The sequence below is a fragment of the Noviherbaspirillum soli genome, from assembly GCF_015352955.1.
Classification (GTDB): Bacteria; Pseudomonadota; Gammaproteobacteria; order Burkholderiales; family Burkholderiaceae_D; genus Noviherbaspirillum_A; species Noviherbaspirillum_A soli.
In genome coordinates this window covers 77210-101294 of the sequence record NZ_JACYOX010000004.1, presented here as the reverse complement: position 1 = coordinate 101294, position 24085 = coordinate 77210, and the positions used below count along the sequence as shown (strand labels likewise).

21 protein-coding genes are annotated in these 24085 nt (G+C 50.3%); 7 read left to right on the top strand and 14 right to left on the bottom strand.

Going from position 1 to position 24085, the window contains the following annotated elements; all coding sequences use genetic code 11:
- Positions 1-19 precede the first annotated feature (19 nt).
- The 3 genes from IGW04_RS05935 to IGW04_RS05925 all read left to right on the top strand — a co-directional run bounded on the left by IGW04_RS05935 (position 20) and on the right by IGW04_RS05925 (position 2125).
- Entirely contained in the window at positions 20-190 is a 171-nt protein-coding gene (locus tag IGW04_RS05935) for a hypothetical protein (RefSeq protein ID WP_194712132.1), read from the top strand.
- Positions 191-218: 28 nt separating this feature from the next.
- Positions 219-809, top strand: a complete 591-nt coding sequence (locus IGW04_RS05930; RefSeq protein WP_194712131.1) for a DUF4865 family protein — start codon at positions 219-221, stop codon at positions 807-809.
- Positions 810-910: 101 nt separating this feature from the next.
- A complete protein-coding gene (locus IGW04_RS05925) occupies positions 911-2125 on the top strand; it encodes an ATP-grasp domain-containing protein (RefSeq protein WP_228526885.1) in 1215 nt (404 codons plus the stop codon).
- A 349-nt stretch (positions 2126-2474) separates the two neighbouring features.
- On the opposite strand, the gene IGW04_RS05920 is transcribed toward IGW04_RS05925, so the two are convergent.
- The 5 genes from IGW04_RS05920 to merR form a co-directional block, all read right to left on the bottom strand.
- Positions 2475-2729, bottom strand: a complete 255-nt coding sequence (locus IGW04_RS05920) for a hypothetical protein (protein WP_194712129.1) — start codon at positions 2727-2729, stop codon at positions 2475-2477.
- Positions 2730-3051: 322 nt separating this feature from the next.
- Complete coding sequence (gene cueR / locus IGW04_RS05915; RefSeq protein WP_194712128.1) at positions 3052-3453, bottom strand: Cu(I)-responsive transcriptional regulator; 402 nt, start codon at positions 3451-3453, stop codon at positions 3052-3054.
- Positions 3450-5876: a heavy metal translocating P-type ATPase gene (locus IGW04_RS05910; protein WP_194712127.1), complete on the bottom strand. Its 2427-nt coding sequence runs from the start codon at positions 5874-5876 to the stop codon at positions 3450-3452. The genes cueR and IGW04_RS05910 overlap by 4 nt, the downstream gene beginning before the upstream one ends.
- 622 nt (positions 5877-6498) lie before the next feature.
- Entirely contained in the window at positions 6499-7485 is a 987-nt protein-coding gene (locus tag IGW04_RS05905) for a hypothetical protein (RefSeq protein WP_194712126.1), read from the bottom strand.
- 1062 nt (positions 7486-8547) lie between these two features.
- Positions 8548-8940, bottom strand: coding sequence for an Hg(II)-responsive transcriptional regulator (gene merR / locus IGW04_RS05900; RefSeq protein WP_194712125.1), 393 nt, complete (start codon positions 8938-8940; stop codon positions 8548-8550).
- Between the two features lie 97 nt (positions 8941-9037).
- On the opposite strand from merR, the gene IGW04_RS05895 reads away from it, so the two are divergent.
- From IGW04_RS05895 to IGW04_RS25605, 3 genes are read left to right on the top strand one after another with little or no spacing between them, the layout of a single operon-like run.
- Positions 9038-9385 (top strand): mercuric transporter MerT family protein, encoded by a 348-nt coding sequence (locus IGW04_RS05895; RefSeq protein WP_194712124.1) that lies wholly within the window; start codon positions 9038-9040, stop codon positions 9383-9385.
- Between the two features lie 10 nt (positions 9386-9395).
- On the top strand, positions 9396-9677 hold the full coding sequence (locus IGW04_RS05890) for a heavy-metal-associated domain-containing protein (RefSeq protein ID WP_194712123.1): 282 nt from the start codon (positions 9396-9398) through the stop codon (positions 9675-9677).
- A 5-nt stretch (positions 9678-9682) separates the two neighbouring features.
- Positions 9683-9895 carry a GDCCVxC domain-containing (seleno)protein gene (locus IGW04_RS25605; protein ID WP_228526884.1) on the top strand — a complete coding sequence of 71 codons (213 nt, stop codon included), beginning with the start codon at positions 9683-9685 and terminating at the stop codon, positions 9893-9895.
- A 462-nt stretch (positions 9896-10357) separates the two neighbouring features.
- Here the strand turns inward: IGW04_RS25605 and IGW04_RS05885 are convergent, their stop codons facing one another.
- Both IGW04_RS05885 and cadR read right to left on the bottom strand, forming a co-directional pair.
- On the bottom strand, positions 10358-10726 hold the full coding sequence (locus IGW04_RS05885) for a hypothetical protein (protein WP_194712122.1): 369 nt from the start codon (positions 10724-10726) through the stop codon (positions 10358-10360).
- A 170-nt stretch (positions 10727-10896) separates the two neighbouring features.
- Entirely contained in the window at positions 10897-11349 is a 453-nt protein-coding gene (gene cadR / locus IGW04_RS05880) for a Cd(II)/Pb(II)-responsive transcriptional regulator (protein WP_323744818.1), read from the bottom strand.
- Between the two features lie 87 nt (positions 11350-11436).
- On the opposite strand from cadR, the gene IGW04_RS05875 reads away from it, so the two are divergent.
- The gene (locus IGW04_RS05875; RefSeq protein WP_194712121.1) at positions 11437-13929 is read left to right on the top strand and encodes a cation-translocating P-type ATPase; all 2493 of its coding nucleotides are present in this window, start codon (positions 11437-11439) and stop codon (positions 13927-13929) included.
- An 838-nt stretch (positions 13930-14767) separates the two neighbouring features.
- Here IGW04_RS05875 and IGW04_RS05870 read toward each other — a convergent pair.
- From IGW04_RS05870 to IGW04_RS05840, 7 genes are all read right to left on the bottom strand, one after another.
- Complete coding sequence (locus tag IGW04_RS05870) at positions 14768-15721, bottom strand: cation diffusion facilitator family transporter (protein ID WP_194712120.1); 954 nt, start codon at positions 15719-15721, stop codon at positions 14768-14770.
- Between the two features lie 136 nt (positions 15722-15857).
- Positions 15858-19064: a CusA/CzcA family heavy metal efflux RND transporter gene (locus IGW04_RS05865; RefSeq protein ID WP_194712119.1), complete on the bottom strand. Its 3207-nt coding sequence runs from the start codon at positions 19062-19064 to the stop codon at positions 15858-15860.
- Positions 19065-19082: 18 nt separating this feature from the next.
- Positions 19083-20603, bottom strand: a complete 1521-nt coding sequence (locus IGW04_RS05860) for an efflux RND transporter periplasmic adaptor subunit (protein ID WP_194712118.1) — start codon at positions 20601-20603, stop codon at positions 19083-19085.
- The gene (locus IGW04_RS05855) at positions 20600-21928 is read right to left on the bottom strand and encodes a TolC family protein (RefSeq protein ID WP_194712117.1); all 1329 of its coding nucleotides are present in this window, start codon (positions 21926-21928) and stop codon (positions 20600-20602) included. Before IGW04_RS05855 ends, IGW04_RS05860 begins: the two co-directional genes overlap by 4 nt.
- A gap of 93 nt (positions 21929-22021) precedes the next feature.
- On the bottom strand, positions 22022-22384 hold the full coding sequence (gene czcI, locus IGW04_RS05850; protein ID WP_194712116.1) for a cation efflux protein, CzcI family: 363 nt from the start codon (positions 22382-22384) through the stop codon (positions 22022-22024).
- Between the two features lie 59 nt (positions 22385-22443).
- A complete protein-coding gene (locus IGW04_RS05845) occupies positions 22444-22929 on the bottom strand; it encodes a hypothetical protein (RefSeq protein ID WP_194712115.1) in 486 nt (161 codons plus the stop codon).
- Between the two features lie 288 nt (positions 22930-23217).
- Entirely contained in the window at positions 23218-23883 is a 666-nt protein-coding gene (locus IGW04_RS05840) for a DUF305 domain-containing protein (protein WP_194712114.1), read from the bottom strand.
- Between the last annotated feature and the right edge of the window lie 202 nt (positions 23884-24085).

Sequence of the window (24085 nt, the reverse complement as noted above, 5' to 3'; positions counted from 1 at the left end):
TAGGACAAGCAGACGGACCTTGGATCAGGAGGTGTTAGAAGTATTCGAGCACGCTTGCGATCAGGGTGATTTGGAGGTTGCGGAGCATCTACTACGAGCGCTTGAGATTTTTGCACGCCGAAATGGCGACGACAGCAATCTGAATGGCGTCTACATAGCACTGGCCCAGACCCTGCTTGGAAAACATTGACGCAAACAGATAATTTAAGGAACAGCACATGTTAGCGATGCAATACATATTTACCTTTCCCGAGGATTATGACATGACCACAATTCGAGCACGCGTTATGGAGCGAGGTGCTCAGTTTGACAAACTTGACGGACTGTTTGAAAAAGCGTTTCTAATTTCGGAAAAGGGAAAAGACGGAGCACATCAAAACACTTACGCCCCTTTTTACATTTGGAACTATCCGCAGGCGATGACCGCGTTTATCGCGAGTGATAAATTCTCAGCACTAACCCAGGCATTTGGGCGTCCGACGATCAAATCTTGGATACCCGTGTATTTTTCCACGGGTTTGGCTAAAACGGCCACTCCACTGCTTGCTACCAAGGAAACGGTAAACGTGCCTGCAGATGCAGAATTTGCGGAAGTTCGTCGTATCGAGTATGCCCAGCACCGCCGGTGGGCTGAACTTCCAAACCATCACTCTGGCTACATTGGACTTGATCCTGCAACATGGGAAATCATTCGGTTTGCACTATGGACGGCGCTACCAGAGGCACTACCGGTGGATGCACAGATTTACCAAGTATTGCATTTGTCTGCTCCTGCTCTCGATTTCTCGGCCTACAAGTCAATATGCTAGCTAATTGTGAAGTAGCGTCTGGCTCTACTCCCTCTGCCGTCGACCAACTCAATAAAAGTTGTTTTTGTGGGGGCGTCGATCGCGATGCCCTAATCCGAGAATTGAAAGATAACGCCTTCACGCCCGATGCATTGGAAAAGCTTCAGGAAGACCGGCCAGGCCTTTTTTCGGCCCACCCTGTTTTTGTAAATTCAAGCGATGTTAAAAAGATGACGGCCATCATCGGGGCTGTCGAGCATGTCGTCGGCGTGCCTGCATACCGCCAGCATGTACTCAGTGATGCGCCAGAAATTGCACACCATAAGGTGAAGGCCCAAGGTGTTTTCTTCGGCTACGACTTTCATCTGTCAGCGGATGGACCAAAACTTATCGAAATCAATACGAATGCGGGTGGAGCACTTTTAAATAGCGCTCTCATAAGAGCCCAGCGTGCATTGTGTACGCCAGTGCAAACGATGGTACCGCCGCTGCCTCAGCGCCGCTTTTCCGACCAAGCGTTCGTTGACATGTTCTTATGCGAGTGGGAACTTGCTTCTCGAAATTTTCCACTTCGAACGGTTGCCATCGTCGACAATAATCCAGTACAGCAGTATTTGTATCCTGAATTTCTGTTGTTTCAGGGTTTGCTGGAGAAGTATGGCATCAGCGTCGTAATTGCAGATTTAAAAGAACTAGAGTTCAAAAACGGAATAATTGTCTGCCGAGGTAAACGGCTTGATCTCGTTTATAACCGCCTGACGGACTTCTACTTTGATGAGCCGGAGAGCACTGCCCTGCGCGACGCTTATTTTGCAGACGCCGTGGTTGTAACGCCGCACCCTCGTGCACATGCCCTGTACGCCAACAAACGCAATCTCGCAATTCTTTCCGACCCAGATTCTTTACGTTCGCTTGGTATCGAGGCTCCCTGGATTGATATTCTTGCAACGGGTATTCCGAAAACCGAAACTGTAACGCCCTGTAATGCGAACCGTCTCTGGAAGGCGCGTCGCAAACTATTTTTCAAACCGGTCTCAGGGTTCGCAGGCAAGGCCGTTTATCGCGGCGACAAACTTACCAAACGTGCTTGGAACGATATTTTGGCTGGCGATTACGTTGCTCAACATTTTGTTTCGCCGAGCGAGAGGCACACACATTATGGCGACGCAAACGGTCCATTTAAAGTAGATATCCGCAATTATGTATATCAAGGACACGTTCAGTTGCTCGCTGCTCGCATGTATCAAGGCCAAACAACTAACTTCCGTACGTCGGGCGGTGGCTTTGCATCAGTGGTTTCGATACCGCAAAACCAAAGCAAGGTAACAATGCCGTGAATTTATGGGTAGAGTGCTAAATGAATTTGCCACCAACCTTTAGATGCCTATGAGCGCTGAAGACTCCTGAACTTCCTGGTGCGCCCCGACCGTTCACCCACTGAACTGGCACATGTATAAGCAGTCTCAGCCTGCGATACCAATCCCAACTCATAACGATCCAGAGGACAAGGAAAAGCTAGCCCAACTACGGTGTTCTTCGGTTCGTTCAACCTTGGGATGGGTATGAGGCCAAAGGCCGACTCATCCAGCTAGAATGGAAGCCTCTGATCGTCTTAGGACACTGGCTCGGCTGGATTGCCTGCCCGCTCCCTCTGATTACCGAAGCTGGCGGTAAGAGTGACTTTTGTCATTTAGGCTGAGATTGTTCAGCCTGATGATGAACCAGAGAGTGAGAAGAATAAAGCTCTACCGCTTTTTCCAAGGAAAAATGATTGCCTTCGCCGATTTTAAAAAGAAAGTCTTCTTCCTGCTTGCTGAGCATGGGCACAGCACGCTGCGAACGACTTTGGCCATTCAAAGAACTGGGCTGCTTATCAATTTTGGAGGAGTAAAAGTAATTCATAGTTTCAGCTTTTAAGAAATTATCACGAAAATCATCCAAGAACCATCTGTATTAAGCCCCAATACCTTGAAACCATTCCCAAGCGCAAACCTCGTTGAGCACTTCCTTTATAAGGCACATATGTACCTCCAAAAGTTACCAAGCTCACCTTGGGATTTGGCTGCTGCTTCGCAACCCGCCTTTATAGTTCAGCAAATGGCCATATCTAATTATGGCAGATAAGCAACCACTTTTCGGTAAAAACGATTTCCCCGGCGATTTATATAAAAATAACAGATGTTTTCCGTGCTCAGCCGAACTCTATTACGTTTAGTATCCGTTTGACTGGCACTAAATAGTTACTTTTATGCCAACAACGACTCTAATGATGGTGATGTTCGATAGCCAAGTCGTCAAGAATTGGACAATCAGGTCGGTGATCTCCCCTGCAATGGCTCGCCAAGTGCTCTAACTGGTCACGAATCGACTGGAGCTTTTGAATATCCTGGTCAAGCTCCTCGATATATAGCCGGGCCAGTTTTTTCACATCGGCGCTCTTACGACCTCGGTCATCCCAGAGAGCGAGCAAAGTCTTGATGCGCTCGATGGAAAAACCGAGTTCTCGGCTGCGCTTGATGAAACGAAGTGCCTGAATGTCCTTCTCGTTGTACTGTCGATATCCCGATTCTGTTCGGCTGGCCTCGGAAACAAGTCCGATACTCTCGTAGTACCGAATCATTTTTGCGTTCACGCCAGAAGCTTCAGCAGCCTGTCCAATGTTCATACTTTCCTCCCTATACTCTTTGCCGGTTTCCAACGACGCAAAAGCAGTGAATTCGATACAACGCTAACACTGCTGAGCGCCATGGCAGCACCCGCGATAATAGGATTCAAATATCCAAGCGCAGCTAAGGGTATGCCCACCACGTTGTAGATGAACGCCCAGCCAAGATTTTGTTGGATTTTTCGATAGGTGCGTTTTGAAATCTCGATTGCGTCTGCAACCAAAGTTGGGTCACCCCGCATCAAGGTTACCCCTGCGGTATGCATGGCTACGTCGGTACCGGTGGACATTGCAATACCAACGTCGGCCGAAGCCAGCGCAGGGGCATCATTTATACCGTCGCCAACCATTGCAACTGTTTTGCCTCCCTGTTTAAGCTCACCTACAACCCGTGCTTTGTCTGCTGGCAGCACTTCTGCTCTGAAGTCCGTAATCCCGACCTGAGACGCAATAGCCTTGGCACTACCTGCATTATCTCCAGTAAGCATGACCGACGAAACACCAATGTCTCGCAGACGTTGAACAGCGGACTTTGCTGATGGCTTCAAGGTGTCGCCAAACGCAATCAAGCCGGCCAATTCCAAGGACTCCGGCGTTTTGACCGCCAGCCAAGACACTGTGCGCCCTGCTTGTTCATGCTTTGCCGCGACGTCCTCCATTCCTCCCACCACCACACCAATTTCATCCAGCATTCTCTTATTACCGAGATACACCGTTGCGCCATCGATCTGCGCTTGAACGCCGCGCCCTGGAAGCGCTTTCGCCTGGGAGCCAGATTTTAATGCCACGCCATGACTTACAGCCTCGTTCTCGACCGCTTTTGCCAGAGGGTGATCACTGTACTGCTGTACTGCCCTCGCCAACTCCAGTACGCGCCCTGTTGACTGTGCAGCAGCCTCAATAGCCACCACGGCTGGCTTTCCTTCGGTGAGCGTACCCGTCTTGTCAAATGCAACGACGTTCACGGCATGTGCGGTTTCAAGCGCCTCAGCGTCCTTGATCAAAATGCCATATTTGGCGGCAACTCCTGTGCCTGCCATGATCGAAGTTGGCGTAGCCAATCCAAGCGCACATGGGCATGCAATGACCTGAACCGCGACAGCATTCAGCAGCGCTTGTTGCCAGTCTCCGGTTGCCAAACCCCACCCGACCAGCGTGGCAAGAGATATAAGCAAGACCACCGGCACGAAAACCGCGCTCACAGCGTCCACAAGGCGCTGTATTGGCGCTTTGACCGCTTGGGCATCCTCGACCATTCGGATGATCTGCGAAAGCATTGTGGCGCTTCCTACAGCCGTTGCAGTCAGTATCAAAAGCCCATCTGCATTGACAGCACCACCCGTCACTGTGTCCCCTATTGTTTTCGCCACTGGCAGGCTCTCACCCGTCAGTAACGACTCATCAAGATGGCTGCTTCCTTCAGTGATAACGCCGTCCACCGGCACGCGCTCTCCAGGGCGTACTATCACGGTATCTCCGACGCGAACTTGTGCAATTTGCACTTCCGCATCCTGACCAGCACGACGTACCGTCGCTCTAGTAGGACGCAGCGACTCCAAAGCTCGAAGAGCGGCTACTGTCTGATACTTTGCACGCGCCTCAAGCCACTTCCCAAGGAGGACAAGCGTAATGACAACAGCCGACGATTCAAAGTACAGGTGATGCAGTCCACCCGAACCATGTGTAAACAGCAAATAAACGGACAAACCGTACGCAGCGCTAGTACCAATAGCCACCAACAGGTCCATATTCCCGGACCGGGCCATCAGTGCTTTCCAGCCAGCTTTGTAGAATCTAGCACCTAGCCAGAACTGCACAGGGGTAGCCAATACCAACTGAAGCCAACCTGGCAATGCCCACTCATACCCGAATGGCATGCCAAGCATAGGCACGACAAGAGGAATACTGAACAAAGCAGCAAGTGCAACTGGCCACCAGGTTGATAGTGTCGCCTTCGCTTCACCTTCTTTCTGTGACGCTTCTTCGACCGGTATCGAGGCGTCATATCCAGCCTTCTCGATCGCAGCAATCAAGGTTTCAGGTGTGACGCCAGCCGTTTTGATTTGCGCCCTTTCTGTCGCTAGATTTACCGACGCGTCAATTACACCAGGCACCTTCTTGAGAGCCTTTTCCACCCGTGTCACACACGACGCGCAGGTCATTCCCGCTATAGACAAGGAGATGGCATCGGTCGCAACGTCGTAGCCGGCTTTTGCGACCGCCGAAGACAACGCCTGGAACTCAGTACCTGCTTCTGCACGTACGGTGGCCTTCTCCGTCGCGAGATTTACCGATACGGTCTCGACACCTGGTACAGCTTTTAACGCTTTCTCAACGCGAGCCACGCATGACGCGCACGTCATACCTTCAATTTTGAAGCTCTGCTCCCTCAACTGGCTACTTGATTTAACTGCAATATCCATAAAACCTCCAAAGTCTGTACCTTGAAGATAGACCTTCCAACGACCGGAAGGTCAAGCAGTGTGACGACCAGATCGAAAATTTGTTCAATTTATTACTCAGCACTGGCTTATGTCTTAATATGGCCTACTCGACAATAGCCCCCTCTGCCCTGTTTTCCGCTGACAGGATCTTTTCCGGTATCGATTGGCACGTTGACCTTCGCACAGCCAAAGCCCTTCGAACTATTCAACCCATACAACGTAGATTTCCTTGCCGGTAATCAGATGTATTTCAGTAGCCAGGATCCAAAAGCAGCTAATGCACGTGTTCGTACAAACTTTGATATCTCTTTGAAAAGGCCTTGATTTAGCCTTGACTTAGCCTTGATTTACTTTGATAAACCTTGATGTCAGAAAGTCGATTTTCAAGCCCTCATCTCAATTATTTTTTCCGTTATTTCAGATTGTATTTATCTTGGATTACTTAAAATATTCACAATGCTGCCAGCACTTAGGAGAGGCTTTTCATAGGCTAGATCGCTCCTTGTGCATAGCATGAAAATTCGATGTAGCCTTGTTGGCATCCTCCACGACGCAGCTTTGCCGATCAACTGTATCAGCTAAATTTCCTAGAACCGTTAAATTAAGAAGCCAAAACCTTGTTAATTTGCTCCACCCCGTTCGTTATTTTTTCATGAAGGTCGGCCCACCAGGCCTTCGTAAGTTGAGTATGTGGGCGATGGAATAACCGGTAAATGCCATAAAGCTGTGCTTTTTCTTGGTGCCTATACACGGGGACTAGATAATCAAAATCAGAATTTATTAATTTCCAATCTGGCAAAACCGCCTCAGCCGCTTGGTCTGCGAGACGCTTGATCTCTGCCTCGCTTTTTTCAGGACCATCCACCGGGAACAAAATTTCAGCATCCTTGCCGTTTGACTCGAACAGACAAGCTGACAGTTCCAGTAAACCAAGACTGCGGAGGATATCCATCCTCGGAAAAAAGGCGTCAGCCGGATTCCCGCCTTCCTCGGCTACACCACTCAATACGTCAGCATCGTGAAGAAAATCCAATTCGCTTTTCCAGGCAGTGTAGTGTGCCGTCCGACTAAACCCCAAAAAAACAAATTCGCCATAAGAAGCATGTTTGGTCTTGTTAAATTCTAAATAAAATACAGATCGCGAGAGCCCACCATCGGCAGCAAGATGCTGCGAATAATAAAGCTCTACGTACAGGCGTAGCAGTTGAACATCTTGCGCTTCACGGATCGCTTTAACTGCTGACTTCTTCCTTTCACCTACTCGCTGATCCACCAACCCTTTCACTATGCTGTTTGGCAGCCAGATAACATCTTCTGACATCGTGAGCGTATAGTGAGGCCGTGAATTGTTTCCATCACTTTTAACAAGACCCGCATCTACAAGCATTGCAATTGCTACTGTGGCACGTTGGCTTTTTATCCCTCCATACGTCTCGACAGAGTTAGCAGACCAGTTGGTTTCACGATTACTTCCATCAGTCCCGCAAGCCAATACCAAGAATGCCACGGCTGGGTTTAGCCCAAGTGCACAGGCTTCGCGCCACTCTTTAAGTCCAATTGAAAAGAACCCTTCAGTTTTTTTACTCATTTTTTACTGTAAATAAACGAATATTTTTGCATGCCGCGATACTTATCCCGACCGAGGCAAGAATACTTCGTGTGCTATTAGTTTTATCGTCGGCAGAGCTTCAGACGTATGATGCAACTGTGATGCAAAATTGGATTGTTTATTTAATAAAATCAAATAGTTATTCAGAATGGATTTACATTTTTATGTGCTTTTTTGTGCATTATGGGTTTGGGACTGCTGACCGATTCAGAGCGCAAGAGTTCGACCCATGATTTGATGCGACATAAAAAAGCACGGGGTAAGAAAATCTTGCGTCCCGAAGGATTTTTTCTAATTGCGTGTTTAGGGGTTTCCTTATGAAAGCAGAAAAGTGCCCTAACCTTCTGAAAAATTCCGGTTTTATAATATTAAAAACGCAATAAACATGATAACGAAAGCGCTGCACAGGACGTCTCTGGCGGTAGTGCACAACCTTTTCTCCTACACAGTTGCTCGGCCTAACTTGGGGTAGAGAAAAAACAGAGCAGCGACCGGTCGGATGAGGCAACCTCTATCATCTTACACTGCCCACAACAACTTATAGCCAAGGCCGGTTTGAGAGTCAGGGCTACAACGTTCCCAGATAGTCGCGTACCTCCGCGCAGGGTCGCCCAGCGGTTTTTACCAAGTCTAAAATCGCAGAACAGGGGTTAATCAGAATCCTAATTGTTGTGGCAGCTTGTTGGAAACTAGCCAGAAATGATTGCAAAAACACGCAAAATCCAAGGTGAGAAGTTATGTGAACTGCTTTTTCATATTTTTATTTGTAATAACTTTGACTTCATCTGACATCAAGTGTCAATTTGATCGAAATTTCACCCTGCTTGATCGTCTGCGATCTGCCAGGAGCGGACGGTGAGCGCGAAAGCCGAACTTTACTTTTGCTCTACCGCTGACCGACGGCTCCTACGACAAGGTAGAAACAATCGAGGCTGTCGACTCATGGACCGCAAATCCAACTCTGCTTGTGAGGTGCAACGGGAGCCGTTTCTACCGTTTCCGACTTCGAGTGGATGCCAATAACGCCGTTGAAACGATGTACTACTGCCCTTGTACTAGCGAATTGATTATTGGGCAGTCTCCCTCCCGGTTTCCAGCTTCGCACTGGTTCACTAATCCTGACAGCACTTCCCGCATCTTCAGCAGATCCGCAATCTTGCCTTCGATGATAGCCAATTTATGCACGGCCAAATCGTGTGTCTTGTTGCAGCAGACCGCTTGGTCCAGTCGTAACAGGTTCTCGATTTCCTCCAACGTAAAACCAAGCACTTGGGCGCGCTTGATGAACTGTAGCCGGCTCACATCTTCATCGGAATACCGCCGATGCCCACCGAGGGGCTTTACTGGTTCGGGCAAAAGCCCACGGCGTTGGTAATAGCGGATTGTCTCAATATTCACGTTGGCTTGTTTGGCTACCTGCCCAATTGTCAGCATTGCAATGTTCCCGTCTGTGTTTTATCCAAAAATCGCTTGATTCCGTACCTAAGTACGGAATATATACTATCCGCAACGTGGGCAATCGGAGTCCGGGATGGAAAATCTAAACTCAAAAGGACCGCTTCTTGCGGGGGTGTTTGCGGCAATTGGCGCGTCGGTCTGCTGCGTCGGGCCGCTGGTGTTGCTGGCGCTGGGCATTGGCGGGGCGTGGGTCGGCAATCTGACTGCCCTAGAGCCGTATCGCCCTATCTTCATCGGTGTCGCACTTCTGGCCTTTGGCTTGGCCTATCGCCGGCTGTACCAGGTCCGAGCAGCATGTGTGCCCGGTGCCGCGTGCGCTACGCCAGCCATAGCGCAGCGTCAGCGCATCCTCTTTTGGGTGATAGTTGTACTGGCGCTTTGCCTCCTGCTGGTGCCCACAGTCGCCCCATTGTTCTTGTAAAGGAAGTTCCATGCGCTCTATCACCAAACTTATCGCCGTAGGACTCTTACCCATCACGAGCGCCTTCGCGGCAACAGCCACCACCACAGCGCTTGAGTTGCAGAACATGACCTGCTCGCTGTGCAGCGTTACGGTAAAGAAGGCGCTGGGCAATGTGCCGGGCGTCAAAGATGCCAAGGTTGATTACGTCACTAAGATAGCAACTGTGACCTATGACACCGACAAGACCGCCATTGCCGATCTGATCAAGGCAACGACCAATGCCGGGTTCCCCTCTACTCCTCGGAAGTGACTGGTATGACGACCGCTACACTTGAATCGACACTGACCTGTCCGCGCTGCGGCTTTGCCAAGCCGGAGACCATGCCAACGGATTCCTGCCAGTTCTACTATGAATGCAGCAACTGCAAGGCCCTCTTGCGCCCGAAAGCCGGGGATTGCTGCGTGTATTGCTCCTATGGCTCGGTCAAGTGCCCGCCCATTCAGGAGCAGCGCAGTTGCTGCGGGTGACATAGCCCAAGGCTGCCGACGCGGGTACTCGATAAACCATCGAGCAGAAAGGAAATGGAGCGTGCCCAAGCAATATGACCTTGTCGCGATTGGAGCCGGGACAGCAACCTTGGTGGCGTGCATGCGGGTTCAGGCTGCCGTTGCGATCATATCCCTGTGTCTAATGGGTTTCGAAGTTTTTTTATCCTTCAGAGGTGAGTTATGCCGGTATGTCACTTCACCACGCTGGCGTAAAATATGGATCGGCGGATAGAGATAGGACAGCAAGAAAACTTCCTACGAGAAGAATGGATTTCACAGTTGAAAACAGCCGACCACAAAGTCGGTTTTTTAAGCGCTCAACAGTAAATGTTCAGATTATCGGAAAAATGTGTTCTAGGCATTCGGATCAAAGGTCATAAAACCCGACATCTACTTGCATAGCATGCTGAAAATTTTTTTCCAGGTTAATATCGTATAGATTTATATATTCCTTACCTTTCCAATATCGGTCGGCAACTGCCAATTCAATATATGAGCAACGCGTTTAATAATCCAAATAACTTGCTCATCCGTTCCCCATCCTGATTGAGCCAACTTGGCAAAGTGGAATCGAAGGATCTCACCTTCACTTAATAGCGGGGTACGGATCCACTTCTGATCAAAACATTCCTTTGACAAGTCAAAAGCCAAGTCCACACATATCTGCCATGTTTCAAAAAGCTCAATTGGTGAACACGGAAAGTAGTTTCCTTCCGCAAAAACCGGGGGATTATCTGGGGATTCAGGACGCGGGAAGTCATTCGGGACCGCCGAGTAAATAGTTTGACTATCCAGCTTCCACAGATTCATGATTCAACCCAATATAGAACAGTATGCATACTGTATAAACATACAGCCGAAGAATCAAGGGTTTCATTTTGTTAACTGCATGAGGCTCGAACAACACCAATTCTAATCTGCAACCGATGCATTGCCACTAGTAACAAAATCTTTATAGCAATGTGGCCGTGTCACTATGGCTAATGGCAACCACCGCTGTGTGTACCAAGATTTCTCGGACTTACTTCGTCCATGTCTGTTAACTTTTTAAGAATTTTGCAGTCCTTACTTGCCTGAGTCGTGTTGCAAAGGCTGCGTAATTCTTTCAATTGCTTCTGAAGCGCTTTTAAGTCACCAATCCGTTGGGCTACATGAGTGATGTGTTTATCTAACACTTGATTAACCTCGCCGCAATCGCTTTCAGGAGCATCTCGGAACGTCAGCAAAGAACGTATTTCGTCCAATGCCATATCGAGCGACCGACAATGGCGAATGAACAAAAGTCTTTCAACATGAACCTCGTTATAAACCCGGTAGTTAGCCGAAGTTCTTGCTGCAGTAGGAAGTAACCCTTCTCTCTCATAAAAACGGACTGTTTCCACCAAACAACCAGTGCGGGTGGCTAATTCACCAATTTTCATATTGATTTTCATAAATTTTCCTTTCAACTGAAAAACGCTCTTGACTCTGTACCCACTACAGGGTCTCTAATAGACAATATACGCTTCTCAAGGAAAATTATGACTTCCAGACCAACCGATTCATGCTGTTCTTGCTCGCCAATGGCGGCAGCAAACGAACCTGATGATGCCTTACCGTCATCACAGCAACTTGTCATGCGCATTGAGAAAATGGACTGCCCAACAGAGGAAGGTCTGATTCGTAAAAAGCTTGCAAGTATGCCTAGTGTCGATCGCCTTGACTTCAATCTGATGCAGCGTCGGCTTACCGTGCACCACCATTCTCCGGATCCGGAAGCGATCGTCGACGCTGTGGCGTCTCTGGGTATGGATGCGATCGTTGAGAGCAAGGCGTCAGGGGCGGGCGAGATGCAAGCGGTATTTTCAATCCAAAACATGGATTGTCCAACCGAGGAAGCGCTCATCCGGAATAAGCTGTCTCCGATGAAGGGTATCACTGGTCTCGATTTCAACCTGATGCAACGCAAACTGACGGTCAACCACACGTTGGACCACCCAGCATCCATCCAGTCGGCATTGGAATCTATTGGGATGAAGGCTGTGCTTGAAACTGATAACTCACCGGCAGATAAGGCTGCAACGCAGGAGCCTTTACCAGTTATCTCGCGTAAAAAATGGTGGATGGTTTCGGTCGGCGGCGTTGCGGCGCTAATAGCCGAGGTTATCGCATGGACTACAGGGAACGAAAATTCCTGGCCGGTGATTGCATTGGCGCTGTTTGCAATCGTAATCAGTGGCACCGAAACATATAAAAAGGGCTGGGTCGCGTTGAGCAATCGCAGTCTCAATATCAATGCACTAATGACAATTGCCGTCACAGGCGCGATTCTCATTCAACAGTGGCCAGAAGCCGCGATGGTTATGGTTTTGTTCACCATCGCTGAAATGATTGAAGCGCTGTCGCTCGACCGTGCACGCAACGCGATTCGCGGACTGATGGCTTTGACACCGGACGTCGCGAGCATCCTTCAGGCGGATGGATCCTGGCAGGAAATGCGAGCGTCGGCGGTAAAGGTAGGAATGACTGTGAGGATCGGTCCCGGAGAGCGTATCCCTCTTGACGGTCAGTTAGTAAGTGGACAATCATCGGTCAATCAAGCGCCAATTACAGGCGAAAGCATGCCTGTTTTAAAATCCGTAGGCGACAAAGTATTTGCCGGCACAATCAATGAAACTGGTTCCTTCGATTATCGTGTTTCGGCCGCACAAACCGATTCCACCCTGTCGCGCATTATTCGTGCGGTAGAGGAAGCCCAAGGAAGCAAGGCACCGACGCAACGATTTGTCGATCGGTTCGCCTCCCTCTATACGCCGATTGTCTTTTTCGCGGCGTTGGCTGTTGCTGTCGTCCCTCCCCTGGCATTTGGCTTGCCTTGGATGGACTGGATCTACAAGGCGCTTGTATTGTTGGTTATCGCGTGTCCTTGTGCCTTGGTGATCGCAACACCAGTCACTGTCGTCAGTGGTCTTGCCGCCGCAGCAAAGGCAGGGATCTTGATCAAGGGGGGTGTGTATCTGGAGCAGGGACATAAGCTCAAGGTCTTGGCATTGGATAAAACTGGCACTATCACCATGGGCCGGCCGACCGTAACAGACATTTTTCCTTTGTCCGCTGAATCAGATTCGGGATTATGCTTGGCAGCAACACTAGCGTCTCGATCAGATCATCCCGTTTCTACGGCTGTAGTAACGTATTGGAAAGCAAATAATGAAACGGCCGGTCTTGCTGAGGTAACCGACTTCGAAGCCATCACTGGGCGAGGTGTGAAAGGCCGTATCGCCGCTCAATGGTACTACCTGGGAAACCACCGCTTGGTCGAGGAACTCGGCATTTGCAATGCAGCGACAGAGGCTGCTTTGCATAACTTCGAGGCAGAGGGGAAAACGGCTGTCGTCATTTGTAATGAACATACGCCGCTGGCCGTCATCGCCGTCGCCGATACTGTTCGAGAGACCAGCCGACAAGCAATCGCTCAATTGCACGCCCTTGGTGTGCGCACCTTGATGCTTACAGGGGACAATGCGCTTACGGCACGAGCAATTGCCGATAATGTTGGCATTGATGACGCACGCGGGAACCTGCTTCCTGAAGACAAGCTTGCCGTCGTCAGTGACGCAATAGAACAGCATGGAACGGTCGGCATGGTGGGTGATGGAATCAACGATGCTCCGGCACTTGCGAAGGCGAGCATCGGTTTTGCAATGGGAGCGGCGGGTACCGACACTGCTCTGGAAACAGCAGACGTAGCGCTGATGGATGACGATTTAGGAAAAATCCCACACTTCATCCAGTTAAGCGCCAAGGCTGCCCGGATTCTTCGACAAAATATCGTCATTGCTCTGAGCATCAAAGCAGTGTTTCTTGCGCTCGCGCTTCTGGGCGCAGCCACCCTCTGGATGGCCGTATTTGCTGATATGGGTGCGAGCCTTATTGTCGTGTTTAACGGGCTGCGTCTTCTTCGAGGAAATGTATCTGTCCCGATTGTTAATAAATTACCACGTGGGGCATCCGGCATCCCAGTTAAAACATAGAAAGGCTAAGCCAATTCCTGCACTGCACCGTCATTTCTGAAAAGGCACTTAACGAAAATTCGCCTTTCTACTTCCCGTCCAGCACGAGCGGCTTGTTTTTCTCTTGACACGCAGACAGTGAGAAAAACAGTGATGAAATGGCTATAAGCGATGATCTCATTAGAGTCTCCTGACGACAACTATGCCGGATAGTCAGGCAAAAAGTGATGGCAAGATTTCTGCTGCCACCACTTTTTGCTAACTGAACTCTATGCTTTCGTTATATTAAGATTTGTTGAACGAAAGACCACGGGTGTCGCCTCATACATCCCGCTCGCTTGCGTGTTCATCACAAGCCGCTGCGCACGCTTCGCACGCTTCTTGGCACCTTTTGCAGTGAGCATGCTTATCAGCATGTGCTGCGCAAGCTTGGGCACAAATGCGACAAAGATGAGCACACACCGCACAGAAGTCGCCGTGATGCTGTGAGCCGCGTGCGAGCGCTTTTAGCGTGGCTTCACACATATCGGCGCAATCCAAGTTAATGAGTGCACACTGTGCATCACCGCCTTCCCGTATGTCCGCCGCCGCACATTCCTGGCACGCGTGCAAAGCTTCCTCGCATGCTTCAATACATGCTTGTAGATCTACTTGTTTTTCAGTCGTAGCCATCATTATTCCTTTAGGTTAGGATTAATAAAATTGCAACTTCATCGATTGCACTACTAATGCGGCAGCAGGTCGATGTAGCCTGTCACCCCATTTCTTTGCAAATAGTCAAAACCGAGCGGATACACAGCCAATGGAGGCGGAATGCGCCCCATCTGCCCTCCACCACTGTTAAACATTGGCTCATGATTTAGTGAGAATGGTGAGAGTGCTCACCATGTGTGTCTAATGCCGGGCCGAAAGCATGGGTACTGCTATCTTGTTCACAGGGAGTTTCTTCTAATTGAACTGTCGTGTGGTGCATCTTGAATTCGTCAGCGAGCATTTTGCGAATGGATGCCAAAAGCGTCGGCCAGTCCGGGGCAGGTCCACTGCGGACTACGTGAACAGTCAGGCTGGACTTTCCGCTTGTAATCGACCAGACATGAAGGTCGTGGATGCTGGCCACGCCAGGCAGTGCCAGGATAGCGGCCTTCACTTCAGCAACGTCAACGTCCTCTGGGACACCTTCCAAGAGCACGTGCATGCTGGCCTTTAACAGGGTCCAAGTGCGGGGTAAAACCCACAGTCCAATGCCGACTGCCACAGCAGAATCAACCCATGCCCACCCGGTATAGCGAATGATTAATGCACCAAGGATGACGCCGACAGATCCCAGCATATCGCTCCAGACTTCAAGGTAAGCGCCTTTAACATTGAGGCTGGAGTCTTTGCCTGCGCTAAGCAGGCGCATGCTGATCAAGTTAATGACAAGGCCGAGCGCCGCAATGATCAACATGACGCCAGACTGAATTTCCGGCGGATTTTTGAGCCGCTGATAGGCCTCAAACAAGATGTACAGCGCAACCAGGAAAAGAAGGACTGCGTTGAACGCTGCTGCCAGAATCTCGAAGCGGTAATAGCCGAAAGTACGCTGGCTATCTGCATCTCTACGGCCAATGCGGATCGCTGTCAACGAAATTGCCAGTGCAGCAGTATCGGTAAACATGTGAGCGGCATCCGAGATGAGCGCAAGGCTGTTAGTCAATATGCCGCCAACAAGTTCAGCGATCAGAAAAGCCGTCGTCATAAACAACGCTATCCAAAGTGGCCGCTCGTTCTGCCCTGCTGATACCCCATGTGAATGTGAATGTCCTGCGCCCATCAGTTTCTCCTTATCGATAACGTCTAGACCTCTTCGCACAGCAAGGACAGTAAGTCGCTTTGAGAGGAATAATCCAATATGGTCTGGCAGTCGTAGGCCGCGCCAGCACGGCCTACGACTGCTCATGCCGTTTATTTCAGGCTAACTTCTTCTTCCAAAAAGGTACGGCCTCCTTACTTTCATTTGGCACTGATGCTCCTTCAACCACATCCTCCGGATCACGACCGTGAGCCATCTGATAAAGCAAAGGCAGAACCAACAGCGTCAGAAACGTGGAAGAGAGAATGCCGCCAATAACTACCGTGGCAAGGGGCCGCTGTACTTCCGCGCCAGTACCGGTTGCAAGTGCCATCGGCACAAATCCGAGCGATGCAACAAGTGCCGTCATGAGCACGGGCCTCAAACGTGTCAGTGCCCCTTCATGAACGGCCTCATTTACCGACTGACCCTGTTCCCGTAGACCACGGATAAAGGAAATCATGACCAAGCCGTTGAGCACCGCAACACCCGACAATGCAATAAAGCCCACCGCCGCCGATATTGACAACGGTATGCCGCGCAACCAGAGCGCGACAATGCCGCCCGTCAGCGCAAAGGGAATGCCGGTAAAGACCAGTACGCCATCCTTAATGTTATTAAACATCGCAAACAGCAGCACGAAGACCAGAAGCAAGGAAACTGGGACGACGATTTTCAATCGATTGGTGGCGGACTGAAGATTCTCGTACTGCCCTCCCCACACCGTCCAGTATCCTGCCGGGACCTTGACCTGTTCGTTAATACGCTGTTCGGCTTCTGCCACAAAGGAGCCAAGATCTCTCCCTCGGACATTGGCGCTAACCACAATACGACGCTTGCCATTTTCGCGACTTATCTGGTTTGGTCCAGGAGCCAGTTCCAGACTCGCGACTTCACCCAGAGGAATGTAATTGGTCCGTGTAGTAACGTCTGACGTCGATGGCAGCGGTAACGGCAGCCGCTTCAAAGCTTCTAGATCAGTACGCAAGTTTTCCGGCAGACGCACGACAATGTCGAACCGACGATCGCCCTGAAAGAGCGTTCCCGCTTCCCGACCACCAGTTGCCGTTGCGATGACTTCCTGCACGTCGTTGACGTTGAACCCATAGCGAGCCGTCTTTTCCCGGTCGATATTGATGGTCAGCATAGGCAGACCAGTAGTTTGTTCAGTTTTAACTTCTGTCGCACCCGGCACCTTTTGCAGCACAGCCGAGATCTTTGCCGCAGTGTCGTTTAGAACATCAGTGTCATCACCAAACACCTTCACTGCAACGTCACTACGGACGCCCGAAATCAGTTCGTTGAAGCGCAACTGAATTGGCTGGCTGAACTCATAGTTGTTGCCAGGGATCTTCGCTACCTCTTCCTGTATCGCGCTTATAAGCTCATCACGCGTTTTCTTTGGCTCGGGCCACGTATCTTCCGCCTTGACCATGATGTAGCCATCCGAAATATTCGGGGGCATTGGATCGGAAGCCACTTCAGCAGTGCCGGTTCGTGCAAAAACACGGTCGATTTCAGGAAATTTCGCCTTCAGTCTGCGCTCAATCTGTTGTTGCATAGAGACCGATTGCGTTAGGCTCGTTCCTGGGATACGCAGTGCCTGGATCGCCATATCCCCTTCATTCAGGCTCGGAACGAACTCACTACCAAGCCGTGTTCCTATCAAAACAGAAAGCGCAATCATCACTACTGCAAAGGTCATGACGACCGGCTTATTGACCATCGCACGTGTCAGCAATAAGTCATAATGACGCTTCGCAAAGAGCATCATCCTGTTCTCTTTTTCGGCGACCTTTTTACCGATAAAGAGAGCCACGGCTGCGGGAATGAAGGTGACTGACAAAATCATTGCACCGAGAAGCGCGATGACTACAGTAAATGCCATCGGGTGAAACATCTTACCTTCCACTCCGGTCAACGCAAAAATCGGCAGGTAGACAATCATGATGATTAACTGGCCGAATAAAAGGGGGCGGCGTGCCTCCTGCGAGGCAGCAAACACTTCATGAAAGCGCTCAGTAAGCGTTAGTGGCCGCTGATGATGGGCTTGGGCATGCGCAAGTCGTCTGACACAGTTTTCTACGATGACGACTGCACCATCAATAATAATTCCAAAGTCCAATGCGCCAAGGCTGAGCAGGTTGGCACTGACGTGATTTGCCACCATTCCGGTGAACGTGAATAGCATTGCAAGAGGAATCACGGCTGCTGTAATCAGAGCGGCTCGAATGTTGCCGAGGAAGAGAAACAAAACGACAATGACCAGAACCGCACCTTCAGCCAAATTCTTTTTAACCGTATGAATCGCTTTGTCAACCAGGACAGTCCGGTCATACACGGTTATGGCTTCAATACCTTCAGGTAATGACCTATTAATCTCCGCCATTTTTTTGTCAACCGCTTGAGATACCTTGCGGCTGTTCTCTCCGAGCAGCATAAAAACCGTCCCGAGTACAACCTCCCGACCATTCTCGGTTGCCGCACCGGTTCGCAACTCCCGACCAATGTCCACGTCAGCGACATCCCGGATACGTACCGGCACACCTTTGAAATTGCTGAGAACAATATTTCGGATGTCTTCCAGGGAACGCACCTGCCCCGGAGCGCGGATCAAATATTGTTCACCTCTACGTTCGATGTAACCGGCTCCGACATTGCCATTATTTTTGTCCAAAGCAGAGACGATGCTTTGTAAAGACAGTCCAAAAGATGCCAGCTTCTGTGGCGATGGAGCGACCAGAAATTCTTTGGAGAAGCCACCAATAGAATTGATTTCAGTGACGCCCGGTACGTTGCGCAATTGAGGTTTGATGATCCAGTCCTGCACCTCACGTAGGTCGGTTGGGGTGTAAGGCAAACCGTCTGGTTTTTTTGCGCCGTCCTTCGCCTCGACGGTCCATAGATAAATTTCACCCAGGCCAGTTGAGATGGGTCCCATTGACGGCGAGATACCTGCCGGTAGCCTGCTCCGTGCCTCCTGAAGCCGTTCATTGACCAGTTGGCGGGCAAAGTAAGTGTCTGTGCCGTCTTTGAAAATAACCGTAATTTGCGACAAGCCATAACGGGACAGTGACCGGGTTTGCTCCAGATTTGGAAGGCCTGACATGACTGTCTCAAGCGGATAGGTGACCCGCTGCTCGGTTTCGAGTGGCGAATAACCTGGAGCCGATGTATTAATCTGTACCTGAACATTGGTTATGTCTGGCACAGCGTCAATGGGCAGCTTCTGGTAGCTATAGACACCGTAGCCGGCCATCCCGAGCACGGCCAGGAGTACCAGCCAGCGGTGTTCAATAGCAAAACGTATGATGCGTTCAAACATGATTTTATCTTCTCCGCATCAGTGTGCGTGCTCGGCGCTGCCCTTGCCGAGTTCTGCTTTAATGACAAAACTACCGGCTGCAGCATAAGGAACACCAGGTTTTAGTCCCTTGACAATTTCAACCTGCTTGCCATCACTACGGCCAATGGTCACCGGTTGGGCCACGAATCCACCCGGAACGCGCATAAACACGACAGGCTTGTCGTTGATCGATTGAACAGCCTCTGCTGAAACGGCGACCGGAACGTTGCTTTGCTCAGCTACCAGTTCCACGTTTACGTACAAACCAGGACGCCATGCCATTTGCGGGTTCTGAATCACAACTCGGGCATTTGCCGAACGTGTTTGCTCGCCGATCAAGGAACCGACATACGATACTTTTCCGGTCGCTTTGGACTCGGACGACGCCGCTGTAACTACAGCCGTTAGGCCGACGCGAACTTTCTCGATATCTTTGGCAGGCACTATGACGTTTGCCCACACCGTTGATAGGTCGGAGAGCACGAATATGTTGGTGTCCTCTTTTACAGTTTCACCAAGAGTGACGTGCTTTTCAACGATTGCGCCGTCGAATGGTGCGCGCACCTCGAATCGGCTCAAGGAACCCGCTCCAGTGGTAGTGGCCCCCAACGCGGCAAGCTTTTGCCGGGCATTTTGTGCAGCGATTTCGGCTTCACGCAGTTGCTGCTGAGCTTCAAGATAGTCCTGCTGCGCGGAAATTTTCTCTTCCCAGAGCTTTTTTTCACGGGCATAGGTGGTTCGGGCGAATTCAAGCCGTTTCTGTGCGGCGAGCAGTTCACTCCGCTGTTCGGACAAGGATGTACTTGAAATGACAGCTAACACTGTCCCTTTTTTGACGATCTGTCCAAGGCTCGCGGAAACAGATTCCACGACACCGCCAACACGTGACACCACATGCGCGGTACTGTCTTCGTTAAAACCGATTTCTCCTGGAAGTTGGAGCACGCTTTGAATGCGCGCAGAACCAGCCTCCTGCAAAGTCACGCCACTTGCGTTAATTTGCGCATCTGTCAGTTCAACTTTTCCTTCTTCTTTTGAAAATGAGAAAACGAATGACTCACCGCCTGCTTGCGCAGTGATCTTTGCATCGAAAACGTATGGTTCTGCAATGACGGTGGTGCTCTTGAGTGCCCCCTCTTCTGGCGCAAAAGCGATCTCCTGCGACTCTCCATCAGGACGACTGAGCGTGCCAGATATTTTGGCGGAGGTCGGCGGTAGAGGCTTGCCTTGCCTGCTTAGATAAACGACGAATCGTGCTTCGCCAGCATCTTCGACTAGGGTGATTTCGAGATCAAAATTGCCCTTGCTGTACAACTGGCCGCCATGCAATCCTTTTTTTGCAGCTTCTTGTTTATGTTCCGTGGCTGCATTGCCTTTCTCATCTTCATGGCTGCTTTCAGAACGCGCACCTGCCTCCTCTTCAACAAGCTTGCTATTACCTGTAAAGAGCACAAAGGCACCAAATAATGCGCCGACGATAATGATGGCAATAATTGCCATTAACTGTTTTCTGTTCATTGTTGCTCCTGATGCACGGTGCCCATGTTGGGTCTCTCAAATGCGACACCGACAATGCGGTCTATTTCAGCGGCGCTTCGATGAGTCTCGGCGAGCGCACGCAAATACTGGGATCGAGCTTGGAAGAACGTACGTTGTGCATCAAGCACCTCAAGGAAATTGAACTTCCCGAGTTCATAGCCTTTCGTTGTCGCGTCATATGCACTTTGCGCACCAGGCAAGATTTCTTGTCTCAGCAGCCCAACTTCCATACGACTAGCATTCAACCTGTCATAGGCTTGGCCAAGTTCGCTATTCAAACGTACCTCGGTCGCTGTCAACTCATCTCGTGCCTTATCGGAGCGACGTAGTGCCTCCAGCACATTGCCTTGGTTGCGATCAAACAGCGGCAGTGGGACCGACACGCCAACAATGGCCTGATTGCGTCCTAACTGCTCATCGCGCTTAACACCAAGACTGACCGTAATATCTGGTACGCGGCGGGTAAGCTCAACCCGCGCTAACGCCTGCCGACGATCGACTTCCATGCGTGCGCGCTGAAGACTGGGAGCTTGGCGCAGCCCCTGTTTTAGTTCATCGACGCCTGGAAGCGAAGGGAGCGTTTCAAGTTGGTTCTCCGCAAGGTCAAAGTAAGGAACGGCATTGCCCCACATAGCTCCCAAGCGCTTGCGCGATGCCTGCAACTCGCTAGTCGCTTGCGCAAGTTCGACGCGCACGCCGGACTCCGCTACCCGAGCCTTAGTTTCTTCAACGGGCGAGACCTTGCCAGCGAGAACGCGCTTGGAGGCGATTTCAGTTGCACGTTTCGCAAGTTCAGTAGTCGCCTGAGCCAGACGAAATCGCTCCTGCGCGGTTACAACGTCATAGAAGGCCGATACCACGGCAGCACGTACTTCTGCCTGCTTTCCCTGCAGTTCAAGCATTGCAGCGTCGTATCCGCGCCGCGCAGCCGTTACACGTGCTGCGCGCTTTCCACCAAGCTCAAGGGGCTGGCTCAGTTGAAACGTAGTGGTTCTGGTTTCTTGCTTGGTGTCCTCAATAGAGGTTCCAACCTGCGGATTTGGGATGGTCTGCGCTTGTAGAATCGCGCCCTCCACGGCCTGGACTTCTCGGCGTGCGACAGCAATATCTGGATTGGCGCTATACGCTAAATCCAGCGCGGCTCCCAGAGAAAGCGTCCCCATTGGCTCGACTGGCCGAGTCCTGGCGACCCCTGACTTGGTGCTTTCTGCTTTAACGGTGCTTTCTGCTTTAACACCGTTCTCAGCATATGCAGGAGGTAAAACGAGTACCGCTAACGCGAGCGGCAACAACAACTTTTGCATCGAATCTCCTTGTGCAACGAACAAAGGGATCCGGCAAGACGCTGGGTGTGTTAAATCAAATGAATGTGAAGATAGAACAAGCGACGTGCCGGATTACAAAGCGGCAGGTGCCCATTTAGGACGTTCGGGTCGATCAGGACGAACCGATGCAAGATGAGGAGTTACAGCAAATACTTCGTCAGTGTTTGCAACTTCAATAGAAAGTGAATAAGAAGGCACTGACACAATGCCCACGCCACCAAGGTGACAAACTGTACAGTCGTCGTCTGAGAGCAGCTTGGATCCTACGTTTTTCTCCGACTTGGAATCGCCCCCTGTAACAACATGCTTATGGACATGATGCCCAAAATGGGAAGCAACCGGGCTGCTTTCATGTTGACAATAGGTGGCCGCAGCCGCCCAGCTTAGCTGGAACGGCAGCACAACCATCATCAAAATAATCAGCAAACGTCGCATACGTTGTTGGTGTTCTTCAGTAATAACTCGGAGTTTCCATGCAACAAAACCATGAATAGCTAATTATAAGCCAAGCACTTTCGTTGGGATTCCAGAAAGACATAGAAGTTCGTACTTTTTAGACAAATCTCGCCACTTCTTGCTCGGAAGTTAACATCTTTCGTAGGCAATAGTCTGGCGGCCAAAATGCCGAGATTTTTTTCGGGCCGCCGTAAATACGTCTCATCGATCGCGATCAAGCTTGGTACGCAAGCGGCTGCAAGCGAGTCGGCTGCCCTGTGAACCGATGGCAATGCAGATGCCGACTGCTTCGGTACTTCACGAATCTTCAGGCGGTGTTCCAGGCACCGCGCATGGGCTTCAACCTCCCCTGATACCTGAGTCGACAAACTGGGTGCCAATTGCAGCATTTGCTCTTCTAATGCAATCCTGATATAGGAGGCGTTGTAGCACTGCCAAGATGCCCTCCGAACGACATGCTGACTGCCGCAACGATGGCACGCCATAGGCTTTGCCGCTTCAATGACATACAGGCTGCGCTTCACCGAGCATGCTTGTCACTCAGCGCATGCAACTGCTCCCAACAGGACCACGTAAGTGCTGCGAGGGAACGATGAGTTGCTGAAACCGGACCGCCTTTATGGCGGATCTTCATGTCGATGAAGCGCCAAGACTATTACGTCATGTCTTAATACAGGATAAAGGCGAACGTCCAATTGGCCACCCAAATGATCCTGATACATTTGTCAATTTTTATTTATCTGCCCATAAAAATGAACGTTTGCTAGCATCCAACTAAAAAGGCGCATGGAGTCCATCTTTTTACAAGGCAGTCATTTACGACTTAACTGCCAGTCATTTTTCCAATTCTTCATCACATCCATTTCTTTCTTCTGAGAATCAATAATCTTGTGCGCGATCTGTTTCACTTCTTCGTGTTGGCCTCTTACCAATGCTGACTGAGCCATTTTGATTCCATCCTGGTGATGCTGGCTCATCATTGTCAAGAACATCGAATCAAATGCATCACCTTGACTAGCACGTAGCTTCGCCATCTTGCTTTCCATACCCTTCATCGACTCTTTCATACCAGGCATCTGCATATTGACAGCATCGCCTTTACCCCCGTACCACTGTTGTTTCAATTTTTGCATGTGAGCAATGTCTTTTTCTTGATCTTCGCGCATCATCTTAGCTAGGCCCTTGATTTCACCGCGAGAAGAGTTGGACTCAGCCATTTGCGCCATCTCCATCCCGCTGTGGTGATGGGCAGACATCGTATCGAGGAATTGATGATCGAATGGCGCTTTACTGGCTCCTGGGCTGGCATGCATTCCAGCATGCCCTTTCATACTGCCGTCAGAACCGGCATGCATCGCGCCGTGTTCTTTCATTCCTGTACCGAGGGTATCACCATGCGACTGTCCCCCCGTCTGCGCGGTGGCCCCCATACAAAAGACTAGGCTGGAAAGAAACAATAGAAGCGGTTTCCTATTCATGTTGCTTACCTCCAAAAGTAGACCTGCCAATTGGAGTTGCACTTACAGCATTTGTTCAAGAAGTCAGTAGGTCAACTGGATTACGATATCGATCAAATCAAATCTATGCCACTACAACTTTCCAGAAAAGCCTTTTAAATCCCTTAGGGGGCATGCTTGGTGATGCCTTAGGCGGCAAAGAGATCACTGTACGACAAGCTAT